The sequence below is a fragment of the Anaerovorax odorimutans DSM 5092 genome (genome assembly GCF_000426305.1).
GTDB classification, from domain to species: Bacteria; Bacillota; Clostridia; order Peptostreptococcales; family Anaerovoracaceae; genus Anaerovorax; species Anaerovorax odorimutans.
Window position 1 is genome coordinate 20,429 of sequence record NZ_AUFC01000030.1, and the last position, 13,678, is coordinate 34,106.

At 38.1% G+C, this 13,678-nt stretch carries 19 protein-coding genes; all 19 read left to right on the forward strand.

All coding sequences use genetic code 11. From position 1 onward, the window contains the following. Nucleotides 1–97 precede the first annotated feature (97 nt). Nucleotides 98–661 (forward strand): phage scaffolding protein, encoded by a 564-nt coding sequence (locus K292_RS16885; RefSeq protein WP_051280664.1) that lies wholly within the window; start codon nt 98–100, stop codon nt 659–661. 7 nt (nt 662–668) lie between these two features. Next, nucleotides 669–1,853: a phage major capsid protein gene (locus K292_RS0110810; RefSeq protein WP_027399848.1), complete on the forward strand. Its 1,185-nt coding sequence runs from the start codon at nt 669–671 to the stop codon at nt 1,851–1,853. A gap of 20 nt (nt 1,854–1,873) precedes the next feature. Next, nucleotides 1,874–2,212 carry a head-tail connector protein gene (locus tag K292_RS0110815; protein WP_027399849.1) on the forward strand — a complete coding sequence of 113 codons (339 nt, stop codon included), beginning with the start codon at nt 1,874–1,876 and terminating at the stop codon, nt 2,210–2,212. After that, nucleotides 2,212–2,595 carry a DUF6751 family protein gene (locus K292_RS0110820; RefSeq protein ID WP_027399850.1) on the forward strand — a complete coding sequence of 128 codons (384 nt, stop codon included), beginning with the start codon at nt 2,212–2,214 and terminating at the stop codon, nt 2,593–2,595. The genes K292_RS0110815 and K292_RS0110820 overlap by 1 nt, the downstream gene beginning before the upstream one ends. Next, nucleotides 2,592–3,017 (forward strand): minor capsid protein, encoded by a 426-nt coding sequence (locus K292_RS0110825; protein ID WP_027399851.1) that lies wholly within the window; start codon nt 2,592–2,594, stop codon nt 3,015–3,017. Before K292_RS0110820 ends, K292_RS0110825 begins: the two co-directional genes overlap by 4 nt. Further along, nucleotides 3,014–3,466 (forward strand): hypothetical protein, encoded by a 453-nt coding sequence (locus K292_RS0110830; RefSeq protein WP_027399852.1) that lies wholly within the window; start codon nt 3,014–3,016, stop codon nt 3,464–3,466. Before K292_RS0110825 ends, K292_RS0110830 begins: the two co-directional genes overlap by 4 nt. Before the next feature lie 3 nt (nt 3,467–3,469). Next, on the forward strand, nt 3,470–3,946 hold the full coding sequence (locus K292_RS0110835) for a hypothetical protein (RefSeq protein WP_027399853.1): 477 nt from the start codon (nt 3,470–3,472) through the stop codon (nt 3,944–3,946). 11 nt (nt 3,947–3,957) lie between these two features. Beyond that, nucleotides 3,958–4,392, forward strand: a complete 435-nt coding sequence (locus tag K292_RS0110840) for a hypothetical protein (protein ID WP_027399854.1) — start codon at nt 3,958–3,960, stop codon at nt 4,390–4,392. A gap of 6 nt (nt 4,393–4,398) precedes the next feature. Next, nucleotides 4,399–4,962 carry a Gp15 family bacteriophage protein gene (locus tag K292_RS0110845; RefSeq protein ID WP_027399855.1) on the forward strand — a complete coding sequence of 188 codons (564 nt, stop codon included), beginning with the start codon at nt 4,399–4,401 and terminating at the stop codon, nt 4,960–4,962. Between the two features lie 53 nt (nt 4,963–5,015). Next, a complete protein-coding gene (locus K292_RS0110850; RefSeq protein WP_027399856.1) occupies nt 5,016–5,465 on the forward strand; it encodes a hypothetical protein in 450 nt (149 codons plus the stop codon). 72 nt (nt 5,466–5,537) lie between these two features. Then, entirely contained in the window at nt 5,538–7,079 is a 1,542-nt protein-coding gene (locus K292_RS0110855) for a hypothetical protein (protein ID WP_027399857.1), read from the forward strand. A 1-nt stretch (nt 7,080) separates the two neighbouring features. Continuing rightward, on the forward strand, nt 7,081–7,866 hold the full coding sequence (locus tag K292_RS17960; protein WP_051280666.1) for a hypothetical protein: 786 nt from the start codon (nt 7,081–7,083) through the stop codon (nt 7,864–7,866). A gap of 4 nt (nt 7,867–7,870) precedes the next feature. Then, nucleotides 7,871–9,952 (forward strand): glycine-rich domain-containing protein, encoded by a 2,082-nt coding sequence (locus K292_RS0110865; RefSeq protein ID WP_027399859.1) that lies wholly within the window; start codon nt 7,871–7,873, stop codon nt 9,950–9,952. A gap of 9 nt (nt 9,953–9,961) precedes the next feature. Beyond that, entirely contained in the window at nt 9,962–11,668 is a 1,707-nt protein-coding gene (locus K292_RS0110870; protein WP_027399860.1) for a hypothetical protein, read from the forward strand. After that, the gene (locus K292_RS17965; protein WP_027399861.1) at nt 11,668–11,919 is read left to right on the forward strand and encodes a hypothetical protein; all 252 of its coding nucleotides are present in this window, start codon (nt 11,668–11,670) and stop codon (nt 11,917–11,919) included. Before K292_RS0110870 ends, K292_RS17965 begins: the two co-directional genes overlap by 1 nt. 70 nt (nt 11,920–11,989) lie before the next feature. Beyond that, entirely contained in the window at nt 11,990–12,625 is a 636-nt protein-coding gene (locus tag K292_RS17970; RefSeq protein WP_051280668.1) for a M23 family metallopeptidase, read from the forward strand. Nucleotides 12,626–12,635: 10 nt separating this feature from the next. Then, entirely contained in the window at nt 12,636–12,974 is a 339-nt protein-coding gene (locus tag K292_RS16895; RefSeq protein ID WP_051280670.1) for a hypothetical protein, read from the forward strand. Then, the gene (locus K292_RS0110890; RefSeq protein ID WP_027399862.1) at nt 12,964–13,212 is read left to right on the forward strand and encodes a phage holin; all 249 of its coding nucleotides are present in this window, start codon (nt 12,964–12,966) and stop codon (nt 13,210–13,212) included. Before K292_RS16895 ends, K292_RS0110890 begins: the two co-directional genes overlap by 11 nt. 203 nt (nt 13,213–13,415) lie before the next feature. Continuing rightward, nucleotides 13,416–13,678, forward strand: a 263-nt coding sequence (locus K292_RS0110895) for a kelch repeat-containing protein (RefSeq protein WP_027399863.1), incomplete at its 3' end; no start/stop codon positions are given.

Here is a 13,678-nt window from a genome sequence, read left to right on the forward strand (position 1 = left end):
TTTTATTATCAAAATTGGCTTATCTGCAAGCCTAAAACAGCAGAACGGCGGGAGCTGGCGACCTCCTAAAACGCCTAACCGGAAAGGAGAAATATAAATGAAAACGGATTTTTTAAAGGAGCTTGGACTAGAGCAGGAAGTTATATCTAAAATCATGGCTGAGAACGGAAAAGATATCGAAGCCGAAAAAGCTAAGACGACGGCAAAGGTTGGCGAACTTAATACCGCCAATCAAACAATTAAAGATTTAAAAGAATCTGTAAGTAAGTTTGACGGTGTTGACGTTGTAAAACTCAAAAAGGATGTGTCTGATTGGGAAACCAAGTACAATACCGACATTGCAACGGAGAGAGCAAAAGCAGAAAACTTGCAGAAAGAATATGGCTTGAAAGATGCATTAAAAGCATCTGGAGTAGTTGATCCAGAATATCTAATATTTAAGCATGGCGGGGTTGAGAAGTTTGCTTTTGGGGCAGACGGTAAACCAATTGGACTTGACGATATTACCAAGCCATACAAAGAAAGCAACCCACATTTATTTGCAGTAGAAACACCGCCAGTGCAAACACGCACCGGAATGAGACAAACTGGTGCAGAAATGGTTAATGATAAAAAAGACGAGGCTAATGCGGCCTTTAGGTCTTTATTTGGAAAGGAGTAAATAAATTATGCCAAATTTAATTTTAAGAGAACAAGCAGAGGCTCTAATACAAGAGCAATTAATTAACACTATCCAGCAGGATATACCTAAGCAGTCAATTTTTATGGGGCTTGCAAAAAAACTGCCTAACATGACTAGTAAACAAACTAGAATACCAGTACTTGACATGTTACCTATGGCATATTGGGTAAATGGAGATACTGGATTTAAGCAAACTTCTCAGCAAGCTTGGGACAATGTTTATATTACAGCTGAAGAATTAGCCGTAATCGTACCTATTCCGGAAGCAGTAGTGGACGATGCAAGCTTTGACATTATGGGAGAAGTTCAACCAAGAGTTATTGAAGCGATGGGACTTAGAGTTGACCAGGCTGTTGTTTTTGGTATCAATAAGCCTGCAAGCTGGGATGCGGATATTATCACCAGAGCGAGACAAGCAGGAAATAATGTAGCAGGAACAACTGTGAAATATGACACTTTACTTGGTGAAGGTGGTGTTATTGCAAAAGTTGAAGAAGATGGATACATGGTAAACGGTGGACTTGCGGCAATGGGCATGAGAGCAAAGCTCAGGGGCATTAAAGATGATGATGGGCACCCTATTTTTAAGAGTGATATGCAAGGGGCTACACAATATGCTTTAGATGGAGCACCTCTTTATTTTCCTGATAACGGAAGTTTTGACACATCAATTGCGCAGCTGGTAGTTGGAGATTTTAAAAAAGCTGTATATGCTATTAGGCAAGATATAACAGTTAAGATTCTAGATCAGGGAGTTATTCAGGATCCAACAACTAAAGAAATTATTTATAATCTTGCTCAGCAGGATATGATTGCACTTAGAGTTGTATTTAGAATGGGGTGGGCTCTTCCTAATCCTGCAACACGTATGGATTCTGATAGAACCGGTTGTATGTTTGCATATCTTGAACCACCTACTGCGGTTACAACACAAACAGTAACCTTTACAGTTAAAGATGATTCTGCTGAACCAGTATTAATTGATGGAGCTTACGTTGAGGTAGATGGTGCGAGATTAAAGACTGGAACTGATGGAACAGCAGTGTTTAATTTAAGAGCAGGCACATATACAGCAAAGATTAAGAAAACTGGCTATACGACAGTTACTGAAACAATTACTGTAGCAGCTGCAGCAGTAACAAAAGATATTACTTTGCATAAGAACGCGTAGCTTTGAAAGGGGTGAGGTAAATGCCTTACGCTGATTATACTTATTATAAAGATACTTATGGCGGAAATATATCCGAGGCAGACTTTAATAGTGTGTCTCGGCAGGCTTCTGCCTATTTGAATAGGATTACATTTAATAAGGTTAAAAATGCTGTAACTGATGAGGTAAAAGATGCGTGTTGTTCTGTAGCTGATGTGATGTTTAAGCAGAGGGAAGGTGGAGAAATTACATCTGAATCTGTAGGATCCTGGTCAAGACAGTATAAAACTTCAGGAAAAAGTTATGATCAAAAGCTTTATGATGCAGCTGAGATGTATCTTGCGTTGACAGGATTACTTTACTGTGGAGGTGGCATGTAATGTTTCCACATACAGTTACAATTTACAATAAGGATTCCTCGGGACAGTACCACCGCAAAGTTATAAGCGGCGTATTTTGGGATAGCAGTAAAGGCGCGGTAATGCGCAAAACTGGCTCAACAGCCGCGGACGGTCTTACTCTTATAATCCCATTTACAGCAGATAAAACCTATCTTAAATCTAAAGAATGGCTTGCATTAACAGATAAATCCACTAATTGGACATTACAGCCAAAAGATATTGTCATACTTGGAGCGATTGACTATGAGGTCATTAAAAGCAGTAAAGAACTTTTGCAGTTCGATGACGTACTTACCATAAACAATATTGATACTAGAAACTTTGGTACGGATATGGATCATTGGGAGGTGTCAGGAAAATGAAGATAGAAACACCAAGAGGCAAGGTAATAAAGACTAAAGGTGGAAATGTTAGATTAGAATGGAATCCTAATTTTCAGCCACAAATAGAAACCGCATTTACTAGAACACAAAAATTTATCGACAGTGAGGTTTTAAGATTATCTAATCCTTACGTACCTATGCAATCCGGAATGTTACAGAAATTAGGAATCTTAGGGACTGTAATCGGTAGCGGTAGTGTTGTTTATGAAGGACCATATGCAAGATATTTATATTATGGCAAAGTAATGGTCGGACGTGTACCAAAACAGCTTACAGATAATAATTTGACTTTCCATGGAGCACCTAAACGGGGTGCATTTTGGTTTGAGCGTATGAAGGCGGATAAGAAAGACCAGATTTTACGAGGTGCTGCAAAGATTATAAAGAGGGAGAGTAGATGAGTATTTTAAAAGCATTACAAGACTTTCTATTGACCTATGACGGTATGATATTGCAAATGGTAGAAGAAACCGAAACAGGGATTACAATAGAGCAAATTAATACAGATATTACAGAAGAAAATCCTACAAATTATGCAATAACACCAACAGGCAACTCTAAAATATCCACAGACATACTCGGCAATAAAAAGTATTCTAACGATTATGCCTTTTATGCCAAAGAATATATAGCAGGTGAAACCGATCGGCAAGAAGTACATACATTTTTAGAAGGCTTTTCTGCTTGGATAGACAAGCAAAATGACGATCAGAATTTTCCTGAAATGCCCATAGGATATACAGTAGAGGAAATAATAGTATCTAATATTTTAATGCTAGAAACAGAGGATAATTTTAATACGGGAATTTACCAGGTACAAATAAAACTTAATTATAAAAAGGAGGTATAAGAATTGGCTAAAATAAAAAGAGAGTTATTTAAGACTTTTATAAATTGTACTCCCGAATCTACAGCAAGTTATGAAGTGCTCGGTGAAGATTTGGAAGAATTAAATATTGAAATGGGCGCAAATGTAAGTAAGACATCTAATATTTTAGGAGAGAACAGTATTACAATAGATCGTTACGAAAAAACTTCCAGCGTGTCCCCTTATAAAGCAGATTCAGGGACGGCGCTGTTTACATTCCTCAAGTCCATTATAGACGACGAAAAAACATTAGATGACCTTAAGGCCGATGTTGTGCACGTGGATATATTTGGGACTGAAGTAAGTGGAGCATATCCGGCATATCAAGAGGAAGCCTTTATTGAAGTAACTTCCTACGGTGGCAATACTGAAGGTTTTCAGATACCATTCAACATTCATTTTACAGGCAAAAGAACTAAGGGTACATTTAACCCTACAACAAAGGCATTTGTTGCAGAATAGGAGGAAAGTAAATGCAAGATTTAAACTATAATACTGGGATGATGGAATTGGCTATACAGGGAGATCAGAGCAGGATTTTGAGGTTTAATCCTTCTGACGGAAATATTGCTAACGGTTTTTTACAGCTGATAACAAATGCTAGTGAAAAACTAAAAGAATTCTCTAATAAAGAATTTAAAAGTGACAACGAATTAGAAAACATAAAGCAAAAAAATAAAATTGATTTAGAGCTGGATCAACATTTTAGATCTGAACTTGATTTAATATTTGGAGCCGGTACCTCCGATATGGTTTTCGGTAATCTTTGCACTACCGCCATAACCGAAAACGGAGAGTGCATTTTTATTAACTTCTTAATGGCATTAATGCCTTTTATCTCCAAAGAAATGCAAGAAAGAAATGCAAAAATAGAAGAAGTTATAAATAAATATAAGCCAAAGGGGTAAGTAATAATGGACTTTATGACATTACCTAAAACTTTAAACTTAGGGGGCGAGATTTGCGATATAAATAGCGATTTTCGTCCCTGCTTTGGTATTATGCAAGTATTTGAGAGGGAAGACCTGTCTAATGCTGAAAAGCTTGTTATAATGGTGGGCATCTTATTTGTAAAAGCCGTACCAAACGAGCACTTTGACGAAGCCATAGACAAAGCACTATGGTTTTTAAATGGTGGAGAAACAGAAACAAAACAAAATAATAATTACGGCAGGCTCTATTCTTGGGAACAGGACGCAAAATATATAATAAGTGCTGTGGATATTACTCTCGGAGTATCTTGCAGGAGCTTAAATTATTTGCACTGGTGGGATTTTACAAGTGCTTTAATGGAATGTAAGGAGTGCACATTTTCTGCACTTATACACCAACGCAAAATAAGAAAGCAAGGCAAACAAAGCAAGATTGATAAAGAATGGTGGGCAGAAAACAGAGGTATTGCAGAGTTAAAACATAAGATTGTGCTTACGCAGGAAGAGCAGGAGGCATACGATAAATTCAATAAGTTGCTTGAATAATATCGTACTTATTGGTATACTTTTAGTAAAATATACCATTTGGAGGGGGAGTTATGGAGAAGAAACCTGTTGATTGGAAAAAGTTTATAATTGTTTTTACAGGAATATTGTTAATTTGTTTAGTTACAGTTTGTTATGCGCATTTCAGAACCCCTAAGCCCGATCAGATAATAATGTGGTCCACTGAGGGCGATTACTGCTTTGCGGTAGACGCTCCATTTGAGGGAGATACTTTTAAGCCGGGCATATATCATTTTTACAATAAAAGATTGTCTGACCTAAGAAAGGTGGCTGCTTGGGAAATCTACGCATCAAAAACTCCGCGTAACAATAGAAGTGAACTTAAAGAAGATGAAAGTGTAGCAATTGTAGGGGGAGCGGAAGACTTAGAGTATACTGTAGATATAAGTTCTGGCAATTACATATATGTGAAATATCGGGGTGATAAGGAATTGACTGATGCAAATAGCCTAACCGTAGACTGGACTCCTTCTCCGAATTAATCAAATAAACAAAAAATAAACAAAAGCGTTCTTAACAGGATGCTTTTTTTATTGCAAAAAAGAGGTGAGAATATGGCTGGAACTATAGCAGGGTCATTAATATTTGACACAAGCGTTAACACAGACGGCTTTGAGCGTGGAACGAACAGCGTAGAAAATGAAACCGAAAGAATGTCTAATTCTTTTGATAAACTTAGTAAAGCTGTTATAGCCGCATTCAGTATTAACGCAATTAAAAATTTTGGGCAAAAAATAATTGAAACAACAGCGAGTTTGCAAGCTATGGACGCTCAGTTTGAACAGGTCTTTAAAGGTTCAGAAGGCGGAGCGGCATTAAAAGCCATTAACGAACAATCGGAAGAACTTGGCATACATGTTGACAGATTAAAGAGCTCATTTTCCCAATTTGGAGCGCAGACAAAAGGTGTAGGAATGGATGCGACAACCGCTTTGGAGGCGACTACTACCGCAACAAAAAACGCCGCGGATGCAGCCGCTTTCTATGATGTAAGTTTAGAAACTGCAACAGCAAGCATAAGCAGCCTTATGAAAGGTAACTTTGAAGCTGGCGAATCCATTGGTGTGTTTACAAGTGCAACACAATTAAGTGCAAGAGCTGTTAAAGAGTACGGTAAGAGCTGGGACAAATTAACCGAAGCAGAAAAGCAGTGGTTGATCTTAGATAAAATAAGTGAAGTTTACGAATTAAATGGAGCGGTGGATCAATCAATACGAGAACAAGATAATTGGATTACTGTAACAGGAAACTTGGCAGCAGAGTGGAATAGATTTTTAGAGATAGTCGGTGCACCTATATTAGAAGGAGTTGTTTCAATTGTTCAGTCTCTTACAGAGGTCTTAGGGGGGCTTATTGAAGTAATGCAAAGAGATCCCGAAACAACAAAAACATTTATTAATATTATCTTAGGATTTTTGGCAGGACTTACAACTTATCTTGTGGGTAAAAATATTACTGGTATGGTACAGGGATTATCAACCGCATTTACAACATTCGGTAAAGCTTTAGGCAGTCCTATAGGAAGAATAGCAATTGCGGCGGCGGTCCTGCTGATACTCGTGCAAATGCTTGAAAGGCTTATAAATGCATGGGGCAATATGTCAGGGGTTGAAAAGGCTGTAGCTGTTCTTGCGGCGCTTACTATTGCCGCAACTAGTGCAGCAATTGCAGTAGGTGCTTTGCAGTCAGCGTGGTCACTTGGAATTGCAGCTGTTGCGATTATTGCTGGTATTGTTGCGATGACAGCTGCAATAAAATCAGCAGAAGCTAAAGCAAAAACAAGCACTCCAAGTGGAAGTAATTATTCAAGTCAATATTCTTCCGCAATACCTAAATTAGCAACAGGTACCGTAATTCCACCTAATAGCGAATTCCTTGCCATTCTCGGAGACCAAAAAAGCGGTACCAATATAGAAGCACCATTATCTACAATAAAGCAAGGAGTTAGAGAAGTAATGCAGGAATCAGGAGGAGTAAACAGTGGCGGTGATATAGTCCTGAATGCCACAGTTAATTTAGACGGAGAAGTTATATACAACAACCAGCAAAGAATCTCAAGGCGCAGAGGCACGAGACTTATAAACGGGGTAACGTAATATGAACAGTATTTTCGTTATAAATGGAACTGAATACGATGTATCTGTCCTATCCATACAAAGAGAAGCAACTATCTTAACAGGGGATAACGCAGGAAGGTTAAAAAATGGAAATGTTGTAAGAGATGTGACGGGGACAATCTATAACTTTGAATTTGAAGTGTCCTCTAAGACTGAAAACGCAACAGACTATGACAACTTATACGAGATCATAACCGCGCCTGTGGAGAGTTATCCTGTAAGCGTACCATTTGGACAAGGATTTTTAGACTTTGATGCCTATATAAATACAGCCGATGACGAACTTATGCACATGGGCAGTAAGAATCTTTGGAACAATTTAATATTTACAGCTGCAGCAATGGAGCCGCAAAGGTATTACGGAGAAAACTGGTCTATTGGAGCCGGTACAGGCAACGGAGTATTTACTATAGATGGTGTTGGATTCAATGCAGTTGTTAAAAAGCTGGAGCGTAAAGGTAAGGTTTTAGAATTAAATTCAGACCGGTTTAAATCGGGGGCAATGAATAGAGAAATTGTAGGGACATATTATAATTACTCCATGCAGATAGAGCAGGACAATATTGAGCAATATGACAGGCTTTATTATGCCTTAACAGCTCCTGTAGATAGCCATTCTATTACAATACCATATGGACAAAATACGCTTACATTTAATGCCTATATTACACAAGTAAGGGACAATTTAACCTACATGAGCGGTAATATTAACAAATGGGGTGGTTTAGAGGTAGATTTTAGTGCAACAGCACCCGAAAGGACGTGATTTAGTGGCATATAGTAATTACATACAGTTTGTTACTTCAGATGGTTTAGAATTTGCAACTTCAGATGATGAGAATTTTTATACCAAAACAGGAATATACAGTAGCGATGATTATTTTACAGATACAGAAAATGGACAAGAGAGTTTAAACACATTAACCTTTGGAACTTATACTTTTAGTGGCAGCCAGATTAAAACATTACAGCTGCACTTTGAAACAGGACTTTTAACAGACCAACTAGCAATCGACACCCTAACGGCAGAAATTAAAAGTAATACCAAGCCTACAATAACAAGATACACTCCTATTACCGTTTATAGAAATGGTGAAGTTATGGGAGTGTTTTTTAATGGGACAATTAAAGAGGCTGGTATTAATTTGTATTCTATCTATGCAGAATCCTATATAACTTTATTGGATTACGATTACCACTTTGGAGGTATGTACACAGGGCAGACAACAGGAGATATTATTTCTTCTATAATGGGAGATATCCCATACACAATAAATGAAGGTGTAGCAGCTATTAAAATGTATGGTTATCTCCCATACGCAACCAAAAGAGAAAACCTACAGCAAGTTTTAATTGCTACCGGTGCCGCAATAGAGAGGAATACAGACGGAACCATAAATTTTACCGTCTTAGATAGTACAAATAAGGGGACTTTTGGTGCGGAACGTACATTTGAAAGTGGTAAAACAACGGAAGATACACAAATTACTGCCGTACAAGTTACAGAACATGCCTATACACCGATTACAGAAGAAATTACATTATTAAAAGAATCCTTCACAGATATAAGAACTACTATCTTTCAGGAACCGGCGCATAACCTTGTTTGTACTAACGGCACTATTCTAGCAAGCGGAGTTAATTATGCAAAAATACAAGGTAGCGGAAATGTTACTTTAACAGGACAGAAATACCAGCATGTTACTAAAATAGTAACAAAAGGGACCGTAACAGATACACCTGAAGATAAGACTTACACTGTTACAAATGCCACTCTTATTACCGCAATGAACAGCAGTTTTGTTGCAAAAAGATTATATTATTATGCAAGGTGTAACAAAACTGTTAGTCAAGATGTTCTAATAGAGCAAGAACGTACTGGCAACATGGTACAAACAATCCACCCATACAGTACAGAGTATTTAAGTGCTGCTATACAGAGCCTAGACTTTAATTTAAGCAACACTATGCGTGCAGCAACAGAGTTTTTAGTGGATTATGTACCACTGGGCATAACGGAAGGTTATAAAAACAGAGTTGTTGTAACTGCAAGTGGTAACTGGACAGTTCCAAATGGTGTTATAGAAATTAGAGCCGTACTTATTGGTGGTGGCAGTGGAGGAATAGCAGGAGCAAATGGAGGAAGCGGTTCCAGAGGTACTAATACGAGTTCTCCGGGTATTGGAGCTAGTGGCTCCGGAGGCAAAGGCGGAGTTGGCGGCTCCGGAGGTAAAATTTTCGATACCACCATTGAAGTTACACCGGGGCAAACTATAGCCGCAGTCATCGGGGCAGGTGGCGCAGCAGGACAAAACGGCACAGCTACAACTTTTGGAGCTGCTACATCTAACTCGGGAGCTGCAGGAGAATATATTGACACAATGACAGCTGAACGGTATGCAACAACTGGGGACAGCGGTATTGATGGAAAAAAAGGTAATAATCAAGAATACCTAGTTTACGATGGTGAAGTTTATTGGAGCGGTAAAAATGGATATGATAATTCTATGCGTGTTAACGGCACTAAAATTGTAGGTTTCGGTGGTGGCGGCGGCGGTCCTGCTGCTGGTAGCAATGGGGGTAGAGGTTTAGATGGTAGTGTAGAATATAACAGTGGAGATGGATACGCTTCTGGTGGTAACGGAGCACGTGGCGCAAATGCAATAAACGGTAAAAATGCAACTGTATACGGCGGAGGCGGTAACGGAGGTAACGGAGGTGGCGGAGGCGGCGGAGGCGGCGACTGCTATCATCCGGAGAGTCAATATGCTTGGCCAGGTTCTGGTGGTTCTGGCGGTTCTGGCAGTTCTGGTGGCAGTGGAGCTCAAGGCTGCGTAATTATTTATTATTAGGAGGTTAACATGACGGTAATATATAAAGGTTCTTATACAGGGGCACAGATAGACAGTAAACTAGGCAGCATGGCAACCGATAGCGAGGTTGTACATTTGGCAGGAACAGAAGAAATAACAGGAGATAAAACTTTTACCGGTGTTGTGGAAGTTAATACGCCCGCGGCAGACACACAGGCTGCTAATAAAAGCTATGTGGATACAGAAGTTATTAATAGACAAAATGCAGATGCAGATCTGCAAGGGCAGATTACAGCAGAAATATCCAATAGAGGGCAAGCAGACACAAATTTACAAACGCAGATTACAACTAATGCGGAAAATATAAACACATTAAATACAGATTTAACCACAGAAGCAACCACAAGAGAAACAGCAGACACAGACTTGCAGACACAAATAACCACCAACGCTGCAGATATAGCAGACAGGTATACAAAAACACAATCGAATTTAAGATATTCCAACGCCATAATTAAACAATCCAGCGGAGAGATCCTTAATCTATCTACAGCAGAGTCAACGTTCCCTAAATTAGATATACTGGGGAACACAGTCGTAACCCCAGCCGACCCTGAACAGGACATTTCACCTGATAATCCAGCTACGATTGAAAGTGTTGGGGAGAGTGGGAGTTTTAGCGTGAAAAGCAGTGGGAAAAATTTAATGTCTTACCCATATTCTACTACTACAAAAGCTGTTAAGGGCATAACAATTACAGATAACGGGGATGGAAGTATTACTATAAACGGAACTGCTACAGGTTATGTTTACTTCTATTTTGTTTCAAATACGGTAGATAGCATTAGAAGAATATCTAAAGGCACATATACAATTTCTATGAAAGGATTAGGTGAAAATTTACCTTTATTGTTTACAATATACGACGAATTTAATGGGAACGTTTTGTTTAAGGAGACCATATCATCTACATACCCAATTTCAACCTTTGCAATTGAACAAGATGGGTATTATACTCTTCTTTTAACAGTTGTAACAGGTGCTACTATCGATAATGTAATAATTTATCCACAACTAGAAATAGGAGACACAGCAACAGAATATTCCCCATACGCCGGAGCAGATTACACCCTAGAATTAAAAGACACCGAAGGAAGCACATTGGAGCCACTAAGGAATATTAAAGATGGTGACACCGTTGTGGCAGAGGATAGGATATTTAAGGATGCAGATGGGTCATGGAAGGTTGAAAGAAACACTGGAAAAGTTGTATTTGATGGTATTGAAAATTGGCTTTTGTATCCATCAGAGAATACAGATACAGTAAGATTTGTAACTCTAATTTCATATGCAAAACCTAATCTTAGTTCCGTTGATGCACCCTTACTTTGCGATTATTTTATGACTGAGAACGGCTATTCCACTAATACTGAATGTTGTTTTATAGATAAAAGGCTCATAAGTATTTATATAAATAAATCACGTCTTGCGACAGAAGATAGAATAGGCTTTAAGGAATGGTTACAATCCAATCCAATTACAGTAGTCTACCAACTAGGAGAGCCAACTATTACAACCCTCCACGCAGACACCCAAACAGTTCTAAACTCCCTTAAACAAACCTATTTAGGTACAACGGTAGTCTATGGTACAGATTTAATTATTCCTAGTTTTGATGTGGAGTACGTGGCAGATATTAATAAAGTTATTTCAGATTTAACACAGGCAGTTATTGCCTTAGGAGGTACAATATAATGTTTGATTTAAGAGAATGGTTAAAAAGTAACATGGTGGAAGGGGTAACAACAGGACAGGTAAGTCTGCCTTTTACCGCTATGAAAGCAACTGATTATTTAGCAAAAGGTATTCTTACTAATGAAGATGTTGAATACATAGCCACAAATGCAGTTGAGCCAACAGTACAAGAGACTACAGAAGAGGTTACAGAAGATACAGGCACAGAAACCACAGATGCAGGCAGTACAGAAAGTGCCATAACAGAATAAATATTAATTAGTTTCAAGGCAGCCAATAAGGGCTGTTTTTTTAATACAAAGAAAGAAAAGAGGTAAAAAAATGAATTCAGATAAATTATTAAAAGCAGCTCATTACATAACCAGTCCATTCGGCTACAGAATTAATCCTGTTACTGGAAAGCATGAAGGGCACAATGGCGTAGATTACGGTACAAGCGGTAAGAAAGTACCTTGCTATGCTGTAGCAGATGGTATAGTAAGAAAAGTAAGCCAGGACAGATACGGCGGTAACTTTTGTTATGTGGAGTATCCAAGCCTAAACCATTACGGACTGTATTATCATTTAACAAGTTTCAGTGTTAAAGCAGGACAAACTGTTAAGGAAGGACAGCAGATTGGCATAACAGGAACTACAGGGCAAAGTACAGGAGTACATTTACATTTTAGCTGGATAGAAAGTAATAGTAAATCAATGCAGTATTATAATGCCACGTATGAGGATTTTGAAAGCTATTCTTTCCCTAAGACACATTCCGAGAATTACAAGAAGGTACAAGCTAAGTACGGCTTTAATGATAACACAATGGCATACCTTGAACAGTATAAGTATGCAGAAGATCTATTCAAGGAAATGCTGGAATCAAGCAATTCACAGGATTATCAGTTAAATACTATAAATTATATTTCAGCTTATAAGTATGGTAAAGAAGTATTTGAGAAGCTTGGTAAGAAGTAAGGGGGTGCCTATGAATTGGATTGCGCAATATTGGATCGAGGTAGGGTTTGGGGCAATTTTTACAATGATTATGTTTGGAGCTAAAAAGATATTTAATAAATTTAAAGCAATAAAAGCAGAGCAGGAGGCACAAAGCAGAGGTATACAAGCATTGTTAAGAGATCGCATTGTGCAAGCCTATTACCATTACTGTGATGATAAAGTCATAACGCTGCACGGTCTTGAAAATGTGAATGCCATGTATGTGGAATACCATAGCCTTGGCGGTAACGGGACCATTACGAAATTAGTGGAAGAAATGAGAAAATATGAAGTTGTCGACAGGAGGGACAAAAGAAATGAAAATTAACTGGAAACTAAGATTTAAAAACAAAGCTACTTTAATCGCTTTACTTACTTGCTCAATTTCATTTGTATATCAGGTATTGGGTATTATAGGTATAACTACACCTATTACAGAAGATATGCTAATGCAGTATATATCGGCAGGACTTAATCTTTTAGTAGCTTTAGGAGTTTTAGTAGATCCTACTACTAAAGGCATTTCTGACAGCGTTAATGCTGTTACATATCAGGAACCAAAATAAATTAATACCACATTAGTAATCATGTTAGCCGGCTAAGTAGATAATACTCAGCTGGCTTTTTTAGTTTAAAGAAAAAGCACCCTAAACAATCAATTATATTATAGAAAAATATGGAAAAACAGACTGTTATATAATTTACTTAAATGGTAATATATTCTAGTAAATTATATTGTAACAAATAAAGTAACAAAAGGGAGGAAGAAATGAAACGATTATTAACAATTTTTTTAACTTTATGTATGGTATTAAGTATATCGGGGATAAGCGCCTGGGCGGATGGTGAAACAGGCTGGCAGGAAGAAGCATCTATGCCCACAGGAAAAAGAACTTTTGTTGTAGCAGTGGTTAATGATAATATTTATGCGATAGGTGGATATAATACGAATACTGTGGAAATTTATGATACAAAAACAAATACTTGGGATATAGGAGCCCCAATTCCAGTTAAAACTAGCAGATCGGCAGG

Excerpts from the sequence above, each read along its gene's own strand:
- K292_RS16895 (WP_051280670.1), top strand. The coding sequence starts at position 12,636 with ATGAATTGGATTGCGCAATATTGGATCGAGGTAGGGTTTGGGGCAATT.
- K292_RS0110850 (WP_027399856.1), top strand. The coding sequence starts at position 5,016 with ATGGAGAAGAAACCTGTTGATTGGAAAAAGTTTATAATTGTTTTTACA.
- K292_RS17965 (WP_027399861.1), top strand. The coding sequence starts at position 11,668 with ATGTTTGATTTAAGAGAATGGTTAAAAAGTAACATGGTGGAAGGGGTA.
- K292_RS0110830 (WP_027399852.1), top strand. The coding sequence starts at position 3,014 with ATGAGTATTTTAAAAGCATTACAAGACTTTCTATTGACCTATGACGGT.
- K292_RS16885 (WP_051280664.1), top strand. The coding sequence starts at position 98 with ATGAAAACGGATTTTTTAAAGGAGCTTGGACTAGAGCAGGAAGTTATA.
- K292_RS17970 (WP_051280668.1), top strand. The coding sequence starts at position 11,990 with ATGAATTCAGATAAATTATTAAAAGCAGCTCATTACATAACCAGTCCA.
- K292_RS0110825 (WP_027399851.1), top strand. The coding sequence starts at position 2,592 with ATGAAGATAGAAACACCAAGAGGCAAGGTAATAAAGACTAAAGGTGGA.
- K292_RS0110820 (WP_027399850.1), top strand. The coding sequence starts at position 2,212 with ATGTTTCCACATACAGTTACAATTTACAATAAGGATTCCTCGGGACAG.
- K292_RS0110845 (WP_027399855.1), top strand. The coding sequence starts at position 4,399 with ATGGACTTTATGACATTACCTAAAACTTTAAACTTAGGGGGCGAGATT.
- K292_RS0110810 (WP_027399848.1), top strand. The coding sequence starts at position 669 with ATGCCAAATTTAATTTTAAGAGAACAAGCAGAGGCTCTAATACAAGAG.
- K292_RS0110855 (WP_027399857.1), top strand. The coding sequence starts at position 5,538 with ATGGCTGGAACTATAGCAGGGTCATTAATATTTGACACAAGCGTTAAC.
- K292_RS0110890 (WP_027399862.1), top strand. The coding sequence starts at position 12,964 with ATGAAAATTAACTGGAAACTAAGATTTAAAAACAAAGCTACTTTAATC.
- K292_RS0110840 (WP_027399854.1), top strand. The coding sequence starts at position 3,958 with ATGCAAGATTTAAACTATAATACTGGGATGATGGAATTGGCTATACAG.
- K292_RS0110870 (WP_027399860.1), top strand. The coding sequence starts at position 9,962 with ATGACGGTAATATATAAAGGTTCTTATACAGGGGCACAGATAGACAGT.
- K292_RS17960 (WP_051280666.1), top strand. The coding sequence starts at position 7,081 with ATGAACAGTATTTTCGTTATAAATGGAACTGAATACGATGTATCTGTC.
- K292_RS0110815 (WP_027399849.1), top strand. The coding sequence starts at position 1,874 with ATGCCTTACGCTGATTATACTTATTATAAAGATACTTATGGCGGAAAT.